This window comes from Varibaculum prostatecancerukia, assembly GCF_943169825.2.
Classification (GTDB): domain Bacteria; phylum Actinomycetota; class Actinomycetes; order Actinomycetales; family Actinomycetaceae; genus Varibaculum; species Varibaculum prostatecancerukia.
Genome location: NZ_OW968402.1, coordinates 162,867 through 180,522, shown reverse-complemented (window position 1 = coordinate 180,522; position 17,656 = coordinate 162,867). Strand labels below are relative to the sequence as shown.

Annotated in this window: 16 protein-coding genes and 1 tRNA gene; 5 read left to right on the top strand and 12 right to left on the bottom strand. The window is 55.0% G+C overall.

All coding sequences use genetic code 11. The features are described 5' to 3' along the window. Positions 1 to 32: 32 nt before the first annotated feature. A complete protein-coding gene (locus KO216_RS00755) occupies positions 33 to 1,376 on the bottom strand; it encodes a C1 family peptidase (RefSeq protein ID WP_251451703.1) in 1,344 nt (447 codons plus the stop codon). A 297-nt stretch (positions 1,377 to 1,673) separates the two neighbouring features. After that, positions 1,674 to 3,794 (bottom strand): NAD(+) synthase, encoded by a 2,121-nt coding sequence (locus KO216_RS00750; RefSeq protein WP_309547318.1) that lies wholly within the window; start codon positions 3,792 to 3,794, stop codon positions 1,674 to 1,676. A gap of 112 nt (positions 3,795 to 3,906) precedes the next feature. Between KO216_RS00750 and KO216_RS00745 the strand changes: the two genes are divergently transcribed. Further along, positions 3,907 to 3,982, top strand: a tRNA-Arg gene (locus tag KO216_RS00745). Between the two features lie 171 nt (positions 3,983 to 4,153). After that, complete coding sequence (locus KO216_RS00740) at positions 4,154 to 4,987, top strand: HAD family hydrolase (protein WP_215522361.1); 834 nt, start codon at positions 4,154 to 4,156, stop codon at positions 4,985 to 4,987. A gap of 3 nt (positions 4,988 to 4,990) precedes the next feature. Here the strand turns inward: KO216_RS00740 and KO216_RS00735 are convergent, their stop codons facing one another. Genes KO216_RS00735 through guaB form a run of 3 tightly spaced genes read right to left on the bottom strand, consistent with a single transcriptional unit; the run spans position 4,991 to position 8,516 of the window. Continuing rightward, positions 4,991 to 6,268, bottom strand: coding sequence for a hypothetical protein (locus tag KO216_RS00735; protein WP_215522360.1), 1,278 nt, complete (start codon positions 6,266 to 6,268; stop codon positions 4,991 to 4,993). Then, positions 6,265 to 6,951, bottom strand: a complete 687-nt coding sequence (locus KO216_RS00730; RefSeq protein WP_215522359.1) for an exonuclease domain-containing protein — start codon at positions 6,949 to 6,951, stop codon at positions 6,265 to 6,267. The genes KO216_RS00735 and KO216_RS00730 overlap by 4 nt, the downstream gene beginning before the upstream one ends. Positions 6,952 to 7,007: 56 nt before the next feature. After that, entirely contained in the window at positions 7,008 to 8,516 is a 1,509-nt protein-coding gene (guaB, locus tag KO216_RS00725) for an IMP dehydrogenase (protein ID WP_374047516.1), read from the bottom strand. Positions 8,517 to 8,859: 343 nt separating this feature from the next. Between guaB and KO216_RS00720 the strand changes: the two genes are divergently transcribed. Further along, positions 8,860 to 9,162, top strand: coding sequence for a WhiB family transcriptional regulator (locus KO216_RS00720; protein ID WP_215522358.1), 303 nt, complete (start codon positions 8,860 to 8,862; stop codon positions 9,160 to 9,162). Positions 9,163 to 9,250: 88 nt separating this feature from the next. On the opposite strand, the gene KO216_RS00715 is transcribed toward KO216_RS00720, so the two are convergent. Further along, the gene (locus KO216_RS00715; protein ID WP_019174583.1) at positions 9,251 to 9,349 is read right to left on the bottom strand and encodes a 30S ribosomal protein bS22; all 99 of its coding nucleotides are present in this window, start codon (positions 9,347 to 9,349) and stop codon (positions 9,251 to 9,253) included. Between the two features lie 91 nt (positions 9,350 to 9,440). Next, a complete protein-coding gene (locus tag KO216_RS00710; RefSeq protein ID WP_122819878.1) occupies positions 9,441 to 9,656 on the bottom strand; it encodes a helix-turn-helix domain-containing protein in 216 nt (71 codons plus the stop codon). A gap of 342 nt (positions 9,657 to 9,998) precedes the next feature. On the opposite strand from KO216_RS00710, the gene KO216_RS00705 reads away from it, so the two are divergent. After that, positions 9,999 to 11,375, top strand: a complete 1,377-nt coding sequence (locus KO216_RS00705) for a TrkH family potassium uptake protein (RefSeq protein ID WP_215522357.1) — start codon at positions 9,999 to 10,001, stop codon at positions 11,373 to 11,375. A gap of 108 nt (positions 11,376 to 11,483) precedes the next feature. Here KO216_RS00705 and KO216_RS00700 read toward each other — a convergent pair whose 3' ends face one another. Continuing rightward, positions 11,484 to 12,152, bottom strand: a complete 669-nt coding sequence (locus KO216_RS00700; RefSeq protein ID WP_215522356.1) for a potassium channel family protein — start codon at positions 12,150 to 12,152, stop codon at positions 11,484 to 11,486. Positions 12,153 to 12,252: 100 nt separating this feature from the next. Between KO216_RS00700 and radA the strand changes: the two genes are divergently transcribed. Continuing rightward, positions 12,253 to 13,647 (top strand): DNA repair protein RadA, encoded by a 1,395-nt coding sequence (radA, locus tag KO216_RS00695; RefSeq protein ID WP_215522355.1) that lies wholly within the window; start codon positions 12,253 to 12,255, stop codon positions 13,645 to 13,647. On the opposite strand, the gene KO216_RS00690 is transcribed toward radA, so the two are convergent. From KO216_RS00690 to folP, 4 genes are read right to left on the bottom strand one after another with little or no spacing between them, the layout of a single operon-like run. Further along, positions 13,640 to 14,245 carry a hypothetical protein gene (locus KO216_RS00690; RefSeq protein WP_215522354.1) on the bottom strand — a complete coding sequence of 202 codons (606 nt, stop codon included), beginning with the start codon at positions 14,243 to 14,245 and terminating at the stop codon, positions 13,640 to 13,642. The genes radA and KO216_RS00690 overlap by 8 nt on opposite strands. A 22-nt stretch (positions 14,246 to 14,267) precedes the next feature. Continuing rightward, positions 14,268 to 14,762, bottom strand: a complete 495-nt coding sequence (locus tag KO216_RS00685; protein ID WP_215522353.1) for a DUF3180 family protein — start codon at positions 14,760 to 14,762, stop codon at positions 14,268 to 14,270. Positions 14,763 to 14,766: 4 nt separating this feature from the next. Then, positions 14,767 to 16,725, bottom strand: a complete 1,959-nt coding sequence (folK, locus tag KO216_RS00680) for a 2-amino-4-hydroxy-6-hydroxymethyldihydropteridine diphosphokinase (protein ID WP_215522352.1) — start codon at positions 16,723 to 16,725, stop codon at positions 14,767 to 14,769. Beyond that, complete coding sequence (gene folP, locus KO216_RS00675; protein WP_215522351.1) at positions 16,716 to 17,600, bottom strand: dihydropteroate synthase; 885 nt, start codon at positions 17,598 to 17,600, stop codon at positions 16,716 to 16,718. Before folP ends, folK begins: the two co-directional genes overlap by 10 nt. Positions 17,601 to 17,656: the final 56 nt, after the last annotated feature.

Here is a 17,656-nt window from a genome sequence, read left to right as displayed (position 1 = left end):
GGAAAATTTCCCTAGAACCTACCGCCCAAGGTCTAGGCCAGCGACCCCATCGGATCCCAAGCCGGCAACACTATCGGCTCATCCTTAGAATCGATAACCTCCCGGTATTCTTCGGGGAGCCGGTCACGATGCACCGCGATTTCAAAAACGTACTCGTCAAACCAGGAATCATTCATAGTATAAAACCCCTCGTCAGCACGGTCTTCGCAGCCCCAAGAGTTTTCTACCCGCCAACGACGCGGTTTGCCGTCCAATATATCGACCCCCACGAACAACATGGCGTGCGTCATTAAGGATTCGTGGGAAAGCAGGCGTTCTTGCTTGTCCATCCCGAAATGTACCCCATATACTCCGCCATAGTCGTAGAGGTTCTTGTCCCAAAGGGAAAACTCCCGATCTGCCTGCTGCTCGGTGTCGCAACCGAACCAAACCGGTTTTCCTGCCTGCAGTACGGTGGCCGCACAATCCTTCATTACCTGCATCGGTACATTTAGGTACCGTACCGGAGCAGCTCCCAGCACGTTACCCAGCCGATCCACGGTATAAGTTTTCCCGTAAGGGTTAGCTTCGCGCGGATCATTAACTAGGCAAATATAGTTACGCAGGTCATTGACGATATATTTATCCGCGAACTGTTGGGGAGTCACTTCCCCTAGCCGCTCAAACTTATTGTCTTTATCGTTGTATTGCCACACGAACTTTTCCGGGGGCGTTCCCAGGTGGATATTAAGAATCCGGTGTACCCCACCCAGCAGGCTAGCTTTAACTTCGGCGACAGTTTCGGGATTTTTTTGCGCGGCTTTTCGCAGGGCCAGCGCCCCTTCCCGCAGGTAACGTTCCAGGATCCGATCCATTTTCTTTGAGTTAGAGGAGGATTCGGTTTCTGGCATTGCCCACTTTGGAACCACCCCGTATTTATCGACTAGCGCCACGAACATATTCCACTGTCCCCCATCCCCAATCGGGTCGGCTAGCAGGTGGGCGACCGTGCGGTCATCGATATCTCGATCCGCCAGCTCAATCTGGGATTCAAAGAAATAGTTGGCTTTTTCTAGTTTGTCCCAATAGAACAGGTAGGCCTGGGAAAACTCGAAGTTCTCGACATTTAGTCGCTTAATCATGGAGGAACGCAGCAGATTCAGACCGGCGAATAGCCAGCAGCGTCCCGATTTCTTTTGGTTAGCCACCGGCCAAGCATCTATCTTGTGGGACATGGAACGATCCGCATACGCCACCACTTGGTGATTTTGCGCCACCTGGTCAATATCTGAGTTGGTAACCGCGTTTTGCATTAACTTACCGCGCGGATCCGCGTAGAAGTCTTTGCGCAGTTCAGATAGTATTTCCGGGGTTAGCGTCGCTTCGCGTTCGCTCACTGTTCCTCCTAAAGTTGGGCGGATAACCGCCATTTTCATGGGCAATAACCAGCGGGGGTAAGCGCCCTGGTTTCACCGATTTTTCTTCTTTGCTTCCAAAATATCCCATCGCACCCGCTTAGTTAATTTGAGGTGCTCTAGCTCTCTTAGGTAGCTGCGGCTCTCTTTGGACAAAAGGAAATATCCGTAGGGAGGACGCAGCGTTTCCTGCTAATGAAGAGTTAGGTACCAGGCGAGGACGGGCGAGGCGCTTCCCTCGACGAACGGAATCACCGCATGGCTTTAGCGACTAATAGCCTACTTTTCGTCCTCTAAAGCCGAAAGCAACTCGTCAACCTGTTTAATCCAAATTTCTCCGGAAATATCCGAGGGCATCCGCAGATCACCGCGGGGACTGAGACCGAATCCAGCAGTTATTCCTGGCCCGCCAGGCACGCAAGTCCGTTTGAACTGGGAGGTAAAGAAGCGGCGCAAAAACTCGCGCAACCAGCGCAAAATAGTTGCCAAATCGTATTGGTGACGATCTGATTCTGGCAGGTCTGCCGGCCATAGCCCCTTTTGTTTATCTGCCCACGCCTGGTGCGCCAGATAGGCAATATCGCGGGGTTCGCGCCCTAATAGCAGGTGGTAGAGGAAGAATTCGTGTAGCTCGTAAGGGCCGATAGTGTCCTGGGTGGATTGCAGTTTTTCCTCGCCTCCCGGAATCAGTTCCGGGGAGATTTCTTGCGCCAAAATATCTTTCAGCACTTTCGTGCAGGCTTCACCGAACAGGTTTTGCCGGCAGACCCAGCGAATCATGTGTTGCAGCATGGTTTTGGGGATTCCGGGGTTAACCGAATAATGCGACATATGGTCGCCCACCCCATAAGTGCACCACCCCAGCGCACCCTCAGATAAATCCCCAGTTCCAATCACTAGGCCGCCCCGGTGGTTGGCGATCCGGAACAGGTAGTCGGTGCGCAGCCCCGCCTGCACGTTCTCGAAGGTTACATCATATTGGGCGGCGCCTTCGGCGAAAGGATGCCCCATATCGGCGAGCATTTGCCGGGCAGCCGGGCGAATATCGATTTCCTCGCACTTAATCCCCAAGGATTCACACAGTTTAAAGGCGTGAGATTTAGTTCCTGCTGAGGTGGCGAAACCGGGCAAGGTATAGGCCAAGATCTGGGATTTATCGAGGCCGAGGCGCGCGGCCACCTGGGCACACACCAAAAGAGCCTGAGTAGAATCTAGCCCTCCGGATACTCCCAACACCATCTTGGGATTGCCGACAGCCTGCAGACGTTTTTGCAGCCCATAAACCTGAATCTGGAATGCCTGCTGACAGGCGCGGTCTATGCCGTCTTGATCGACGGGCAGGAAGGGGAACCTGGTCGGGCTGGGAATCAGCTCCACTCCCCCGTCTTCACCTGCTGACTGGCCAGGGTGTAAATGATTTTCCCAAGGGTCAAAGGCGGTAGCCGCTCCCGCAGCTCCCACTCCCAGGCGAATCTTTATCTCCCAGGGTTTTTCGGGTTGCCCGGCTCTGGCATCCGCGAAACTACTTTCGCGCCGTCTCCGATTGGCGAGCGCGGTTAAATCAATATCGGCGAGGGCGATCTGGGTTTCGCTGGGGAAGGGTTCAGTTTCCGCTAGCTTAGAGCCGTCCTGGTAAATAAAGGTTCGCCCTTCCCAAGCGGCATCAGAGGACGATTCCCCATTCCCGGCTCCCGCGTGTACATAGGCGCAAATCCCGCGCCGGGAAGTGGCCGCAGCCAGTAGTTTCTGCTGCTCGCCGCCCCCTAAAGTGGCAGGATAAGCCGCGGGATTGACGATTACCCTTGCCCCTTGCAAGGCAAGTGCCAGTGACAGAGAACGCGCCGCAGTCCCGTCACTACCAACTTCTGCCCCCACTGCCAGGCCAGCCACGTCCTCGATATTGATTATCCCGTTCCCTATAGGAGCCTCGCTGACTCCCGGAATCTGGGGCGCCTCCCAACGGGCATCTGCAGGCAGGTGCGCGCCGGAAGTAAAGTAGCGTTTTTCATAAGTGGCGTTTGAAGGGAAAACTTTCGGAGTCAGGGCAACGACTTTTCCGCGTGCCAAGAACACCGCGCAATCGTAGATTTGTCCCGCCATTCGCAGCGGTGCTCCCACCACGATTAACTGTGCGCAATCCGAAGTCGCTTTGGCCAGGCGTTCGATTCCTTTCTCCACACTATCTAGCAAACGCTCAGAAAACACCAGGTCATCGAGGGTATAGCCGGAAATACTCATCTCGGGAAACACCGCGATACAGACACCTTGGCGGGCGGCTTTTCGAACTGCCGCCGCGATTTCCGGTACATTTCGATCCGGCTGGCCGGGATGGCTGGGAATAGTAATGGCGGCAACCCGGGCAAAACCGTGCGTATAAGGGCTAGAAAAAGTCATGTTCATATTATTGCACCCGCCTTCGCTAGCGTCTGCCTCCCTAAATGTAATCAGCGTCTAATTAGAGGGCGTTGATTTAGTAAGCGCCGGGGTAAATGTGTAGAATCGTTGAAGTCCAGCCCCGATAGCTCAGTGGATAGAGCGTTCGCCTCCGGAGCGAAAGGCCGCAGGTTCGAATCCTGTTCGGGGCACCAAATGCTTTCCCCGCACTCACCTAAAGTGCACTGTCTAGCTAGAGCAGGTAATGCACTTTTGTTAGGGAGACCCACATAAGCACGCATTAGCTGGGTTTTCCCCATAGGGTGGAAGAGAGCCGGAAACTGTCAGACTTCCTCTTTGGCAGGTGTCCCTTATAAGGAGCAGCAATGCGCAAGTTCGCTTTTTTGGATCTAGACGGAACCATAATCGACCACAACCAGGTGATCAGCCCTAAGGTAAAGGAAGCTATCACCGCGGCTACCGAGGGCGGACACAAAGTATTTATCGCTACTGGGCGTTCCTTCCCTGAAATTTATCCCTCCCTGTTTTTCCTGCCCTTTTCTGGGCTTATTACCGCTAATGGCGCCTACGTGGAAGTGGATGACCAGGTACTGGCCAATCATTCCATGGACGAGGACGCCATCGCCGAGTGGACAGCTTATTTCCGCCGCAGCGGTGCCACCTGGCTTTGGCAAGGTAAAGACCGCTTCTACCCCTCTGAAAACTTCCTAGACTTTTTCCGTTTGGCGGGAAAGTCTGACCGTGCCGCCAGCGGCGATTGGTCGGCTTACCTGGAACAAATCATGCCCTACGTAACCAGCGGTATTCCCACCTCGGCAGCAAAATGCGTTTTCTATCTTTCCCCCGATGCCTCCTCTAGCTTTGAAGAAGCCCACCGGCTCTTCGGAGACCGCTTTATGGTGATACCCGGATCGGTTCACGTGCGCGCCGGGGAAATGGTGGAGCTGGGGGTAAAAGGCGTCAATAAAGGCACCGCCATGCGTGAAGTTCTGCAACATTTTGGGGTTTCCCCTGACCAAGCAATCGCGATTGGGGATTCCGTAAACGACTTTGAAATGGTGCGCGACGCGGGTATCGGGATCACTCTAGCGGGCGGGGCAAAAAAGTTAAGCGAGATTGCGGACTGGATTGCTCCCTCGATTGAGGAGGACGGGGTGGCGGCAGCTTTTGAACACTTCGGGCTGCTCGATCCCGCCTAGCTATTAGAAGAACTTATATCCGCCAAGATCAACGAAGCTAAAGCCCTTACCGGTAGAAACATTTACGCAGGTAACATCGCTACCCCCGAAGGTGCAGGCGTATTTACCAAGTTGGGTGTATTGCCCCGGCCCTAGCGATTGCAGGTCGAAACGTTTACCACTGTTATCCCGTTGACCAGCAACTACATCCTGGTATAGCGGGGTGGTACCGTTCACGCACCCTCCAATACCGGAGGAGGCGTCCCACACTCCCAACACCGACAGGCGTAAATCGCCTTCATTACATTTCCCAACATTCCCGGCAGCATCAAAGTTGCTGGCAGTAGCGCAAACCACGCCGCTGCCGCTAGAAAGCGCACCCGATGCATCTGCTGCCTGGGGAACTAACGGTGGCACGTCCTCCTCGAGTTTCTCGGCAATCGTACAAACCGCAATTCCGGATTGAGAACGGAAAGTTACTCGCTTCTTGTTCCCTCCCAGCTGCGCGGGACTCACCGGCTGCGCTGATAATACCTTTTTCACCTGCTCGCTATCGGCAGTAGCAATGGGCTTAGGTTCGGGAGCCGCCGCAGTTTCAGTGGCACCTGCCTGGGTGCCCAGGGGAATCGCAGAGGGAACTTTCCCGGTACTAAGCCGCACTATTTGCCAACTAACCAAGGCAATTAAAAGCACAACTACCAGGCCATATAGCAGCCACCAGGGGGAGCGCCGAGAGGACTTAGATTCCTGATCGGCTTCTTCGGGAGAAACCGCCGGGTTTAACGGCGATGCCTGACCGGCAGTCGCGCTTGTTTGGGGCGCAGCTAAGTTACTGGGTGACGTCGCCGCGCTGCTGGGCAAAGAACCATAAACAGAGGCAGGAGCGTCATAGCCGCCCGCAGCCGCTGCCGGTGAGGCGGAAGCCGGGACGTGCTGCTGGGAACTAGTCGAGGTACGAGGCGACCTGGCCGGTGCTGACCCTGGACGCGGGCTGACCTGCGGATAGCTCTCAGCTGGCTGGGCGGGTTCTGGCGCACGTCTGATGCTTTGACGGGGAGGAAGTGCCGGTCGCGGGGCTGCCGCGTGTTGCAGGGGTCGTTCAACAGGGTTTTGCGGAGCCGCTCCCGGGGTCTGCGAAACTTGCGGGATGCCCGGCACTTGAGGCTGAGGAGCGCCTGCTGGCTGCGGGCGCTGATTGGGGTTGCGCGGAGGAAAATAGCGCCCTTGTTCCGGGGCGATACCTGGCGGATTTCCCTGCGGCTCGCCCTCGCCGCGATAACCGTAACCGGGCTGCTCACTCACGCTAGCCACTCCTCGCTCACATCGGCGTTGCGTCCTTTGGACAGCAGAAACTGGTTAAAATGCTGCGCCCACTCGCGGTGCTGATCCCGCTGATAGTCCTGCAGTTGTCGCAAATCCATCTGCCCTAGTTGGGGATAGGCAGCGCAAAGCGCCCGCAAGACCGCAATAGTTTGCCGCACATCGACCAACGCATCATGCAAATCATCTTCCCCACGCACCTGGTAAAACTCCGCGAGCGCCTCCAGGGTGCGTTTGCCGCGCCGATAGCGATCTAGTGCCCGATCTAAAACCAAGGGATCGATGACCGGCAAAAACTCTACTCGCTCGCGCATGGTGGGCAGTTCTAAACGCTTCAAATGACTATCTAGCAGCGGTAAATCAAAAGAGGCGTTATAGATAACCACCGGGATCTGCGCTCGACCGCAGGCCTCTAGAACCTGCGCTACCTCGGTCACCACTTGCTCTAACGGACGTCCATGTTCACGGGCATAATCGGTGGAAATCCCGTGAACCTGCTGGGCTTGCTCCGGGATGGGGATACCTGGATCAGCCAGCCAAGTTTGCTCCCGGGTTTGTCCATGGCGCCATTCCACGCAGGCCGCAGTAACTATGCGATCGGTTGCGGGTTTTACGCCTGTGGTTTCGGTATCGAAACCCATAAATGGCCCATCAATCCAGCCCACCGTTTACTCCTTAACTTGCCCGCGTTTACGGCACTTTCGTTTCAAATAATACGTGGTTATTTAACTGCCGAGTGGTAGTTGGGGGCTTCTGCGGTCATCTGCACATCGTGGGGATGGGATTCGCGCAGGCCAGCGCCGGTAACTTTCACGAAACGACCCCGCGCTTTCAAGGTAGCGATATCGGAGGAACCGGTATAGAACATGGATTGCCGCAGTCCCCCAATCAGCTGATAAAGCACCGCCGATAGCGCGCCGGAGAACGGCACTTGCCCCTCGATTCCTTCGGGAACGATCTGCGAATCACTGGTAACTTCCGCCTGGAAATAGCGATCTTTGGAATAGGATTTGCGTCCACGCGAACTCATCGCCCCCAGCGAACCCATACCGCGGTAATGCTTATACTGTTTACCGTTCACAAACACCAGTTCACCTGGGGATTCTTCGCAGCCTGCCAGCAGGGAACCCAACATCACGGTATCGGCGCCCGCCACCATGGCTTTGGCAATATCTCCCGAATATTGCAGGCCACCATCGGCAATCAAAGGTACCCCCGCTTTAGAACAGGCCTGAGCAGCCAAGTTAATCGCGGTAATCTGGGGTACGCCCACCCCGGCCACTACCCGAGTGGTGCAGATAGAACCGGGTCCGACCCCGACTTTCACTGCATCTACCCCGGCATCGATCAGTGCCTGCGCACCCTCGGCAGTAGCCACGTTTCCGCCGATGATCTCGATCCCAGCGAAAGTGGGGGAAGCTTTCAGCTTACGAATCATTTCCAGGGCGAGCTCTGCCCCACCATTAGCGGTATCGACTACCAGTACATCTACTTCCGCTTCCGCTAAGGCTTCGGCGCGTTCCCAAGTATCTCCCCAATATCCCAGGGCAGCACCTACCCGCAGGCGGCCTTCTTCGTCTTTTGTGGAATTGGGGTACTGTTCGGTTTTCACGAAATCTTTAACTGTGATTAGCCCGGTCAAGCGACCTTCGTCATCAACTAGCGGCAGCTTTTCGATTTTCTTTTCGGCCAGCAATGCCCGCGCTTCCTCGCGCGCCATCCCTTTGCGTCCTGTAGTAAGCGGCATGGGGGTCATGGCGTCCCGCACTTTGACCGTCGCCCACTTACTTGCGGGAATAAACCGCAGATCCCGGTTGGTGATTATCCCTTTGAGTTTGCGATCCTCATCCACTACCGGCAGACCGGAAACCCGGTAATGCCCACATTCTTGATCTAGTTCCAGCAAAGTGGCATCCGGTCCGATAGTAACCGGATCGGTAATCATCCCGGATTCAGAGCGTTTAACCTGTCGCACCTGTGCGGCCTGCTCCGCAATCGGTAGATTGCGATGCACGATTCCGATACCGCCTTGCCGCGCCATTGCGATCGCCATATTGGCTTCGGTGACCGTGTCCATCGCGGCAGATATTACTGGGGTATGCAGGGTTATTCGTTTAGTTAGCCTGCTGGAGGTATCGACCGCGGAGGGAACCACATCGGTAGTTTCGGGGAGTAAGAGAACGTCGTCATAAGTGAGCCCTTCTAGGGCTTCCAGGTGTTCGATAATCACCTTTTTAAGATTAGCCCGAACCACCAGCTTGTCGCCACTTTTATTCACCTATTGGCACGTTTTCCAGCAAATTCACTGCTGGATGTGACCTGTCTTACCTTAAATCCGGTGTTTGTTTATCGGTGGCACCAGCTTCCTGAAAGCATCAGCATTGCCAGGAAGAGGCAGAAACTTTATTCTCACTACTAATTCGCTGAACGCTAATTACTTTTACTTGCCCTCCTGAGCTGCGAATTAAACTTTTATTTAGCTAGATTTCACTAAAAAATACCGTTCTTTTCAGAAAACTGTAAGCTAACCCCTTCATACTGACCATAACTTAGAGGGACACAAAGGAGCACTGATGAGTAACTTCTCGCGACTTCCCGCGCCACTGGCAGATTTATGGGAGTGGCAATACCAAGGAGCTTGCCGGGATCTGGATACCGAACAGTTTTTCCATCCCGAGGGCGAACGCGGGGGTACTCGCAAGCGACGCGATGATGCCGCGAAAGCTATCTGTGCTCAGTGTCCGGTGATCACCCAGTGCCGGGAATATGCACTGGCCGCCCAGGAGCCCTATGGGGTTTGGGGCGGACTTAGTGCGGAAGAACGCCGCGAGATTATTCGCGCTAGCCAGGAGGTCCCCCAGCGCCGCAGCGCTTAGAAAGAGCAGTTGCGGACAGCTTCTGTAGGATAGCGGAAAATAAAAATGGATCCAGGGAAATCCTGGATCCATTTAAAATATTTGCCCGTTACTTCTTGTTACGGCGCTGGTGACGAGTTTTACGCAACAGTTTACGGTGCTTCTTCTTGGACATACGCTTACGGCGCTTCTTAACTACCGAGCCCATTAGGCCCTCCTTTTGTTTCTTAGTGCGCGCGCGGCGCCCTTATAACCTGAGGTATTTTTCTCGCCCTACTATACAACAACTTAGGCGGAGGTTAACTATTGGCCACCCCGGAGCTCTGCTCCCAGTTACCAAAACCTTGCCCCATCATCTGATCAACAGCAGCAGCGGGAACTCTAAATGATTTACCCACCCGAACTGCGGGAATATCGCCCGCGTGAATCATGCGGTAAACCGTCATTTTTGACACGCGCATCAGATCCGCGACTTCTGCCACTGTTACGAAGCGCGGAGCTTGCTGCTGTGCCATAATGTTCCGTCCTGAGTTGATCCATGCCGGTTAGGGACTATTACTAATAGCTTAGGCGGAAAGCCTGGATAAAATCTAGACTTTCGCATATCCATGTCTAAAACTACCCCATATAACCCACTTTTCACAACTGCCACAGGAAAGTTATTGGAAAACCACCATCTAACCCAAATTTCCATAAAAAGTTCCCCCTACTTTTACTCTTTCTTTACTTGATGAGGGCGCTACTGGGGATTGCTACTCGGGCGAGAGGGAGGAACTTGCGCTAGTCCTAACCGATTTTACTGGTAGCGGGTTAGTATCTAGGCAGGAAATATTTTCTCTTTCAGCAAGGGAGGGGTGATGGCAAGTAAAAAGAACGTTTCTAAACGCGCAAAGCTGCGAGAATCCATAGACCGTATTGCCCGCAACTCCCCTGCTCGGCTGGTGGTGATGGTTTTCGCTGGCATCATCTTCGTAATGACTTTGCTGCTGTGCTTACCCATCTCCACCACTACCGGCAAACCTGCCCCTCTGGTAGACGCGCTATTTACCGCCACCTCGGCGGTTTGTGTAACCGGGTTGACCGTAGTCAACACCGCCTCCTACTGGTCATTTTTTGGCCAAATCGTGATTATGCTGGGCATCCATATTGGCGGCCTAGGGGTAATGACTCTGGCATCGATCTTGGCGCTGGCAGTATCGCGCCACATCGGACTAACCCAAAGAATGCTGGCCGCAATCGAAAAAACTGCCTCTTTGGGTAAAGTGGGCGCCCTGATACGCACGGTTATCGTCACCTCCTTTACCTGTGAAGCTATTATTTTCATTGCCCTTTTGCCCCGGTTCTTAACTTTGAACGAATCTGTGGGCTCCGCGATCTGGCACGCCCTATTCCAGTCCATCTCTATCTTCAACAACGCGGGGCTAATCAATCTGCCGGAGGGCGTAGATGCCCACCTGGGCGATTGGTGGATGATCACCCCGGTGATCCTGGGAACTTTCCTAGGCGCCCTAGGGTTCCCCGTGGTGCTAGATGTGAAAGAGAACTGGCGCTCGCCTCACAAACTCAGTTTGCACTCGAAACTGACCATTACTACCTACCTGGCTGTTTGGGTATTTACCGCGGTAGTAATCGCCTGCTCGGAATGGAATAACCGCGGAACCTTCGCTTCTATGAGCACCTCGGAATCTCTACAAACCTCGATTCTCTTCGGAGTCAACTCGCGTTCCTCCGGGATCAGCACTATTGACGTAGGCCAAATGACCAGAGGATCCTGGTTCCTGTTGGACGTGCTGATGTTTATCGGTGGGGGATCCGCCTCTACCGCCGGGGGCATCAAAGTCTCTACCCTGGCAGTCATGATTCTGGCGATTATGGCCGAGGCGCGCGGGGATCGGGACGTAGAGGCCTTCCATCGGCGGATTCCCCCCTCGGTAGTGCGCTTATCGGTGGCTGTCACTGGCCTGGGTGCCATTATGGTCGTGACCGCTATCTTCTTCTTGCTGTCTGTAACCGACTATTCGATGGACGTTCTCGGATTCGAAGTGATCTCTGCTTTTGCCACCGTGGGATTATCGACCGGAATCACCCCAGATTTGCCAATTATCGGGAAATATTCACTGGTACTGTTGATGTTCGCAGGCAGGACTGGCACCATGACAGTGGCGGCGGCGCTCGCCCTGCGCGAGCGCCGTAGAGTAATCAGAATGCCCGAAGAACGCCCCATCATCGGATAGTTTGGGCGTTAGAAACTGACGTTACCGGGGATAGAGCGTCCCGGCGGGATGAGCCGCGTCGCGTCCTCAAAAATTTTTAAATCCCTTAAGCCCAACCAAAAATGCAGGTTAGGGCATTTGGGCAAATTGCTCCAAAAGTTCAGCATCGCCGGAAACAATAATGATGTCGTTCGCGTCCACACGCGTTTGCGGAGAGGCATATTCAAAAGGTTCGCCAGGAGAGAGCACCCCGATTACCGTGACCCCATACCGGGAGCGAGTATCCAGTTCTGCCAAAGTGAAGCCGTGGCAAGCTTTGGGCGGACGCATTTTCACTACCGAGAAGCCCTTACGATCCATCTCGATATAGTCCAGCATCTTGCCGCCCACCAGGTGAGCGGTGCGCACCCCGGCATCATATTCGGGGTAAACCACGTGGTGAGCGCCGATTCGCTTTAAGATAGACCCATGCTCTAGGGAAGTGGCTTTTGCCCAGATCGACCCGATTCCCAAATCCACCAGGTTCGCGGTAATCAGCACCGATGCCTCTAGGGCGGTTCCTACCCCGACTACGGCTGCCTGAAAATCGGTAGCCCCCAGCTGTTGTAGAGCTTCAGCGCTGGTAGCGTCGGCTTGCACCACCGGTAAGCGCGACTGCCATTGGGTGACAATCCGCGGGGATTTTTCTACCGCCAAAACCTCGCGTTCTAGGCTCTCTAAAGAGGCGGCCACCGCTGAGCCGAAACGCCCTAAACCGATAACCAGCACTCCAGATGCGCCAGTATCCCGTTTCGCCATCTGTGTCCTCCTATTGTCCCCAGGTGTAGATAATTACGCGTTCTGCTTCCAGCCTACCGCGCCCGAATGCTTCACAGGCATGCCGCGCTAGAGTTAAGGCATGGCCAAGGTAAAGACAAGCTATCAATGTTCCGAGTGCGGGTGGCAATCCAGCAAGTGGCTGGGGCAATGCCGCAACTGCAAAGCTTGGGGAACTTTAGAGGAAACCGTCCCTGCAGACGAGCCCCCGACCTCCCGCAACAAGATCGCGGGCAAAACTCCCAGCCATAAAGCCCTACCCATCAGTGAAGTTGATATTGCTGACGCCAGATTTATCCCTACCGGGATTGGGGAACTTGACCGGGTACTCGGCGGTGGCTTGGTGGCCGGATCAGTGGTTTTACTGGCGGGCGAACCGGGGGTGGGAAAATCCACCCTGCTATTAGACGTTGCCGGAAAAGTTGCTTCTAAATGGAAAAACAAGTCGGTACTGTATGTGACCGGTGAGGAATCAGCCGCCCAAGTGCGCCTGCGGGCAGAGCGGATTGGCGCCCTGGCAGATAATTTGTTGCTGGCTGCAGAAACCGAATTGGAAAACGTCCTAGGCCATATTGACCAATGCTCCCCCTCGCTAGTGATTGCGGATTCGGTACAAACTATTGCTTCCGCGCAGGTCAGTGGGCAAGCCGGAAATGTCACCCAGGTACGCGCAGTCTGCTCGGCTTTAATCGAGGTCGCCAAAAGCCGCGGAATCCCGGTTCTGCTGGTAGGACACGTCACTAAATCCGGCGGGATTGCCGGCCCGCGCGTCCTAGAACACCTAGTAGACGTGGTCACCCAATTCGAAGGGGATCGTCACACCCGCCTGCGGCTGCTGCGGGCAATCAAGAACCGCTACGGAGCTACCGATGAAGTTGGCTGCTTTGAACTGGTAGAGCGAGGAATTATCGGGTTAGCGGATCCATCGGGGCTATTCCTTTCGCAAACTTCCTCCCGGGTGCCCGGTACTTGCGTAACCGTGACCCTAGAGGGACGGCGCCCGATGCCTACCGAGATACAAGCCTTAGTGTCTCCGCTGGTATCGGGAGGATCAGCCAGGCGCACCACCTCGGGACTGGATTATTCACGGGTGGCGATGACCCTAGCGGTGCTGCAAGCCCGTTTGCGCCTCGCCCTTTCCCAGTGTGACGTTTATGTGTCCACTGTGGGGGGAGCCAAAACCAGCGAACCGGCAGTTGACCTGGCGGTGGCGTTAGCGATCGCCAGTGCCGCCCAGTCGCGTCCTCCCCTAGAAAAAATGGTGGCTATTGGGGAAGTGTCCCTGACCGGAGAGATCCGCGCCACCGTGGGTTGCGGGCGACGCTTATCTGAGGCCGCGCGGCTAGGTTTTCGTCACGCCCTGATTCCTCGCCTGGGAGCCGACGAAGTTACTGCCCCTAAAGGGATGACTCTACATCCGGTAACTAACCTGGCTGAAGCAGTTATGATCGCACTGCCCGAAGGGGAGGCTACTTAAGAGTAAAGACTTCTTTACCGTCGGTGATTTCTTTACCATTTAGGACCGGAATCGCCTGATAGGTTCCGGCCTGCGCCATGTCGCCAACCTTACAGTTACTGACGACTTTCCCATTCCAGGTGAGGGTAGTGTTGTACTCCATACCGGTTCCCAGCAGTAAGGGCTGGGTGTCAACCTTCCCCTGGCATTTCCAAGATTCCCAAACCGTGTCTTCGCCAGTAATCACTTTCACGCCCACCTTGTCTATCGCGCCGTTCATGGTGCAGGGTTGATTACCCTTGGTGTTACGCAAAACTACCTTGAAATTAACTCCTGCCCCCACCTGATTTTCGGCCTTTTCCGGCTCTAACTTGTAGGCAATATTGGACATTTTGCAGGCGGTTGGCTGGGTTACCAGCTGTTCTTTGGTTTGCTGCGCTTTAGCACGCTGCTGACTATCATCTGCCGCCTGCATCCATGACCAGGCAAAACGAACAATCAGCACTACCAGGGAGATCAATACCGCCAAAACTAACAATGCCACTAGCCGGCGTACCCAAAAAGTTGTTTGTGAGGGACGCGTATTATCGGAGCGGCGTCGGAGTTGGTCTGGACTCATGTCCTTAGGTTACCCCAGCCTTTTAGGCAGAAGCCGGATTGGCACCCCCGGGAGCTGTTTTTCCTCCTGCAGGACCGTCCTCGCCATCGTCAATGATGCACCAAGATTCCACCAGCAAAGCAATCACCAATAGCAGCAGGTTAGCTAGGGCTAAAGCAATAGTACTAGCGGCAAAGGAACCGGCCATTTCGGTATGACGTAGCTGGTAAACCAGGATTAACTGGGAAAGTAAATATCCAATAAACAGCGATGACCACACGGCTGCGGCTTGGGCAACCAGCGCCACCATTGGGGCTTTAGCTAGCTGTATCCAGGAGGGTTTTCCATCCCGCAGGCGTTTAACTGCCTGCCCGAAAATCCCCAAAACAATGGCTCCGCAAAACACCAGCAAAGTCAGTATGGGACTGAATTGGAGGGGACTGCCCCCCATTTTCACCGCCAAGTCGCTGAGAAAATAGCCGCCAACCAGCGCAACTAGCGCCAGCACTAGCAAAGTAAATTTTCGTAGCGGTCGCATGCTGTTACTCGGAGTCCTGCAACGGATCGAAGGCCGCGGTGGGCTGATCGGTAGTGTCAGGTGCCTTCTTTACCACAGGGACTGCTCCCGTAGTGGTAGGACGCAGAATGGAACGCCGCTCCACCATAGGCTCTGCTTCACTGTCGCTACTAGAGGAATCAGCGGCCACCTCTAGGTGCTGCGCGGTAATCTCTAAAGACTGTGGCAACGGAGATTCTTCCAGGGCCGGAATCGGTCCGGTGACTAGGCGTCCAGCGTGACGTCCACTGCCATATTCGATAGTCTCGACCTCTTGCTCCGCGGTAACTACTGCTTCTGACTCCGCGGTGACTATTTCTTCTGGAGCCTCAGTAACTGTTTCTTCTGGCTCAGACGCAGTTTCGGGGGCTTCGTTTTCTTTGGCTGGAACAGATTGCCATTCCGGGCTCGGCAAAGATACCTCATCTTCTGCCGCAGCTGCGGGTAACAAAGTTTCCATCGGGGTTTCCCGGTCAGTTTTTTTACCGGTGAAAAATGCTTTAATCCGCTGCCAGAGGCTGGTATTAGCGGGTGCCACTTCTGCAGGCGGTTCCTCTAGAACCTCTTCGTTAACCTCTGCCGGTAATCCCTCATCCAAAACCACTGCCTCTTGGGGGCTCTCCTTGCCCATGCTGGGTAGCGGCTGGGAACTGGCAGGCGGAGGTGACACCGCAGTTGGCGCATAGGCAGGCGGAACCGGAAGTGGCGGAATTTCCGCCTCCACGTCCTCCTGCTGGCCAGTGGTCTCCGCAGTATTTTCCTCAACTTGCGGAATTTGTCCGCTGGGATGCAACTCGCGGGCATCGTCTAAAACTCGCGGAACTGCTGGTGGACGCGAAACTGCTGACCAACGAGGCAAAGGTATCGATCCCTTGCCGATCTCGGCGTGTGAATGGCTGCTGCCCACCCAATCGGGATATATCTCTTTTACGCCATCGCGATCCGGGGCATAGTCGGCTAAAACCACCACTTCCCCGGCGCCCGCAAGTTCGGCTGCAGGCGCCACCAGCGACCAAGGCAAAAGCACAAAGGCACGCTGACTAGCCTGGGGGTGCGGCAGAGTTAGACGTTCATCCTCGCTGGTAACTCCTTGATAATCGATAATGTCGAGGTCGAGGGTGCGCGCGCCCCAATGCTCGTTTCTCTCCCGCCCATGCTCGTCCTCAATCTCTTGCAGCAGACGCAGCAAATCAAGCGGGGAAAGCACCGTCGAAACGATTACTACCGCATTCAGGTAATCGGGTTGTTCTTCCTGTCCTTCTCCCAGCACCGCTGCCGTGCGCACCAGTGGAGATACTTCCACAACCCCTACTCCGTTGACCTGTGAAAGCTCGGTGAGTACTTTCCGGAAAGTTTCGCTGACCTCTCCAAGGTTTCCACCCATGGCAATCACCACTTGCCGCGGCGAATCCGGGGCCTGCTCCAGGGGATTTTCAGATTCTTCTTGCGGACTATCACTACTGTCTAAGGGACCCTGCGCATGAATCTCGTTTAAATCCAGAGCAGCAGTTTCTATCTGGGAAACTTCTGGCTCGGGTGGCAGATTCTCTAGGCCACGCCAAATAGTTACCGAAACGTCCTCTTTCTCTATTCCCAGGGGCGCCTGCGGTTTGTGTAGGCAAATCCGCACGGCCTGCACTTTCGGGAGCTGCAAAGTTTCTTCGGCGATCTGGGTGGCCACTTTTTCTAGCAGGTCGCAGGGCGGGCCGGTAATAATCCGGCTAATCAGTCCGGATATCCGCGAGTAATCCACCGTATCTGCAATCTGGTCACTGGCTCCGGCATCCCGCAGATCCAGGTAAATATCCGCGTCTACCAGGAAAAGCTGTCCGTCTTGGCGTTCATGATCGAGCACCCCATGCAGTCCGCGTTCCTGAATCCCCACCAAGCTAATATGGTCAAGATATTCCAGTCGCTGACTGATTTCCTCTTGGCTTAGCGACATGCTGCCTCCCTCCACAGTTGCCCCGCTGCGACCGCACTAAGCGAGGCCGCAACCTTATGTACTCGAACTGCCCAAACTCCTGCCTGACCACACAGCGCACTCACCGCCGTGGTGGCTGCTTCGCGCCGCGCGGCTCCCGCTTCAACCCCTGCAGGCAGATGCCTATCCCAGGCGGCAGGTACTGCCATCTCTAAGAAGCGTTTGCGGGAAGCCCCAATCAACAACGGATACCCCAGTTGCGCCAGCTTATCGAGATTCCCCAGTAGCTCCCAGGACTGCTGCGCGCTTTTAGCAAACCCTAAACCGGGGTCTAAAATCAGTCGCCGCAGATCAATCCCGGCCTTTTCACAGGCCTGAACGCGCTGCTTTAGACCCGCACAAACCCCGCCGATTACGTCCCCACCGTAATCACACAGGCTATCCATGGTTTTGGGGTTGCCCCGCATATGTTGGCAAATATAGTAGGCATTATTTTCCGCCACCACCGGGAGCATCTGCGGATCCAGAGTTCCCCCGGAAATGTCGTTAATGATTTGCACCCCGGCCGCTATCCCCGCCTGGGCGGTTTCTGCGTTTACGGTATCTAAAGAAATAGGGAGCGGATTGGAAGATTTATCCAGGTAGCCGCGAATCACCGGCAACACTCGGTCTTGTTCTTCCTGCGGGCTTAGGGATTGGGCTCCCGGTCTAGTGGACTCGCCCCCGATATCGAGAAGATCGGCGCCCTCCGCTTCTAATTCGAGGGCGTGCGAAATCGCTTTTTCGGGGCTAAACCACGCTCCGCCATCGGAAAAAGAATCTGGAGTGACGTTAATGATCCCCATAACTTTGGTGCGTCCCGGCGTCAAGAGGTCAGGAATCTCCAGAATCTTCATGGTTCTAGCCTACCTGTCATTAAACGAGCTTTCGGTCTGGAGGCAGGCAAAAACCA

Bases quoted from the DNA above. Each gene is read 5' to 3' on its own strand.
- KO216_RS00750 (WP_309547318.1), bottom strand. From the start codon at position 3,794: ATGAACATGACTTTTTCTAGCCCTTATACGCACGGTTTTGCCCGGGTT.
- KO216_RS00740 (WP_215522361.1), top strand. From the start codon at position 4,154: ATGCGCAAGTTCGCTTTTTTGGATCTAGACGGAACCATAATCGACCAC.
- KO216_RS00720 (WP_215522358.1), top strand. From the start codon at position 8,860: ATGAGTAACTTCTCGCGACTTCCCGCGCCACTGGCAGATTTATGGGAG.
- KO216_RS00715 (WP_019174583.1), bottom strand. From the start codon at position 9,349: ATGGGCTCGGTAGTTAAGAAGCGCCGTAAGCGTATGTCCAAGAAGAAG.
- KO216_RS00710 (WP_122819878.1), bottom strand. From the start codon at position 9,656: ATGGCACAGCAGCAAGCTCCGCGCTTCGTAACAGTGGCAGAAGTCGCG.
- KO216_RS00705 (WP_215522357.1), top strand. From the start codon at position 9,999: ATGGCAAGTAAAAAGAACGTTTCTAAACGCGCAAAGCTGCGAGAATCC.
- KO216_RS00700 (WP_215522356.1), bottom strand. From the start codon at position 12,152: ATGGCGAAACGGGATACTGGCGCATCTGGAGTGCTGGTTATCGGTTTA.
- radA (WP_215522355.1), top strand. From the start codon at position 12,253: ATGGCCAAGGTAAAGACAAGCTATCAATGTTCCGAGTGCGGGTGGCAA.
- KO216_RS00690 (WP_215522354.1), bottom strand. From the start codon at position 14,245: ATGAGTCCAGACCAACTCCGACGCCGCTCCGATAATACGCGTCCCTCA.
- KO216_RS00685 (WP_215522353.1), bottom strand. From the start codon at position 14,762: ATGCGACCGCTACGAAAATTTACTTTGCTAGTGCTGGCGCTAGTTGCG.
- folK (WP_215522352.1), bottom strand. From the start codon at position 16,725: ATGTCGCTAAGCCAAGAGGAAATCAGTCAGCGACTGGAATATCTTGAC.
- folP (WP_215522351.1), bottom strand. From the start codon at position 17,600: ATGAAGATTCTGGAGATTCCTGACCTCTTGACGCCGGGACGCACCAAA.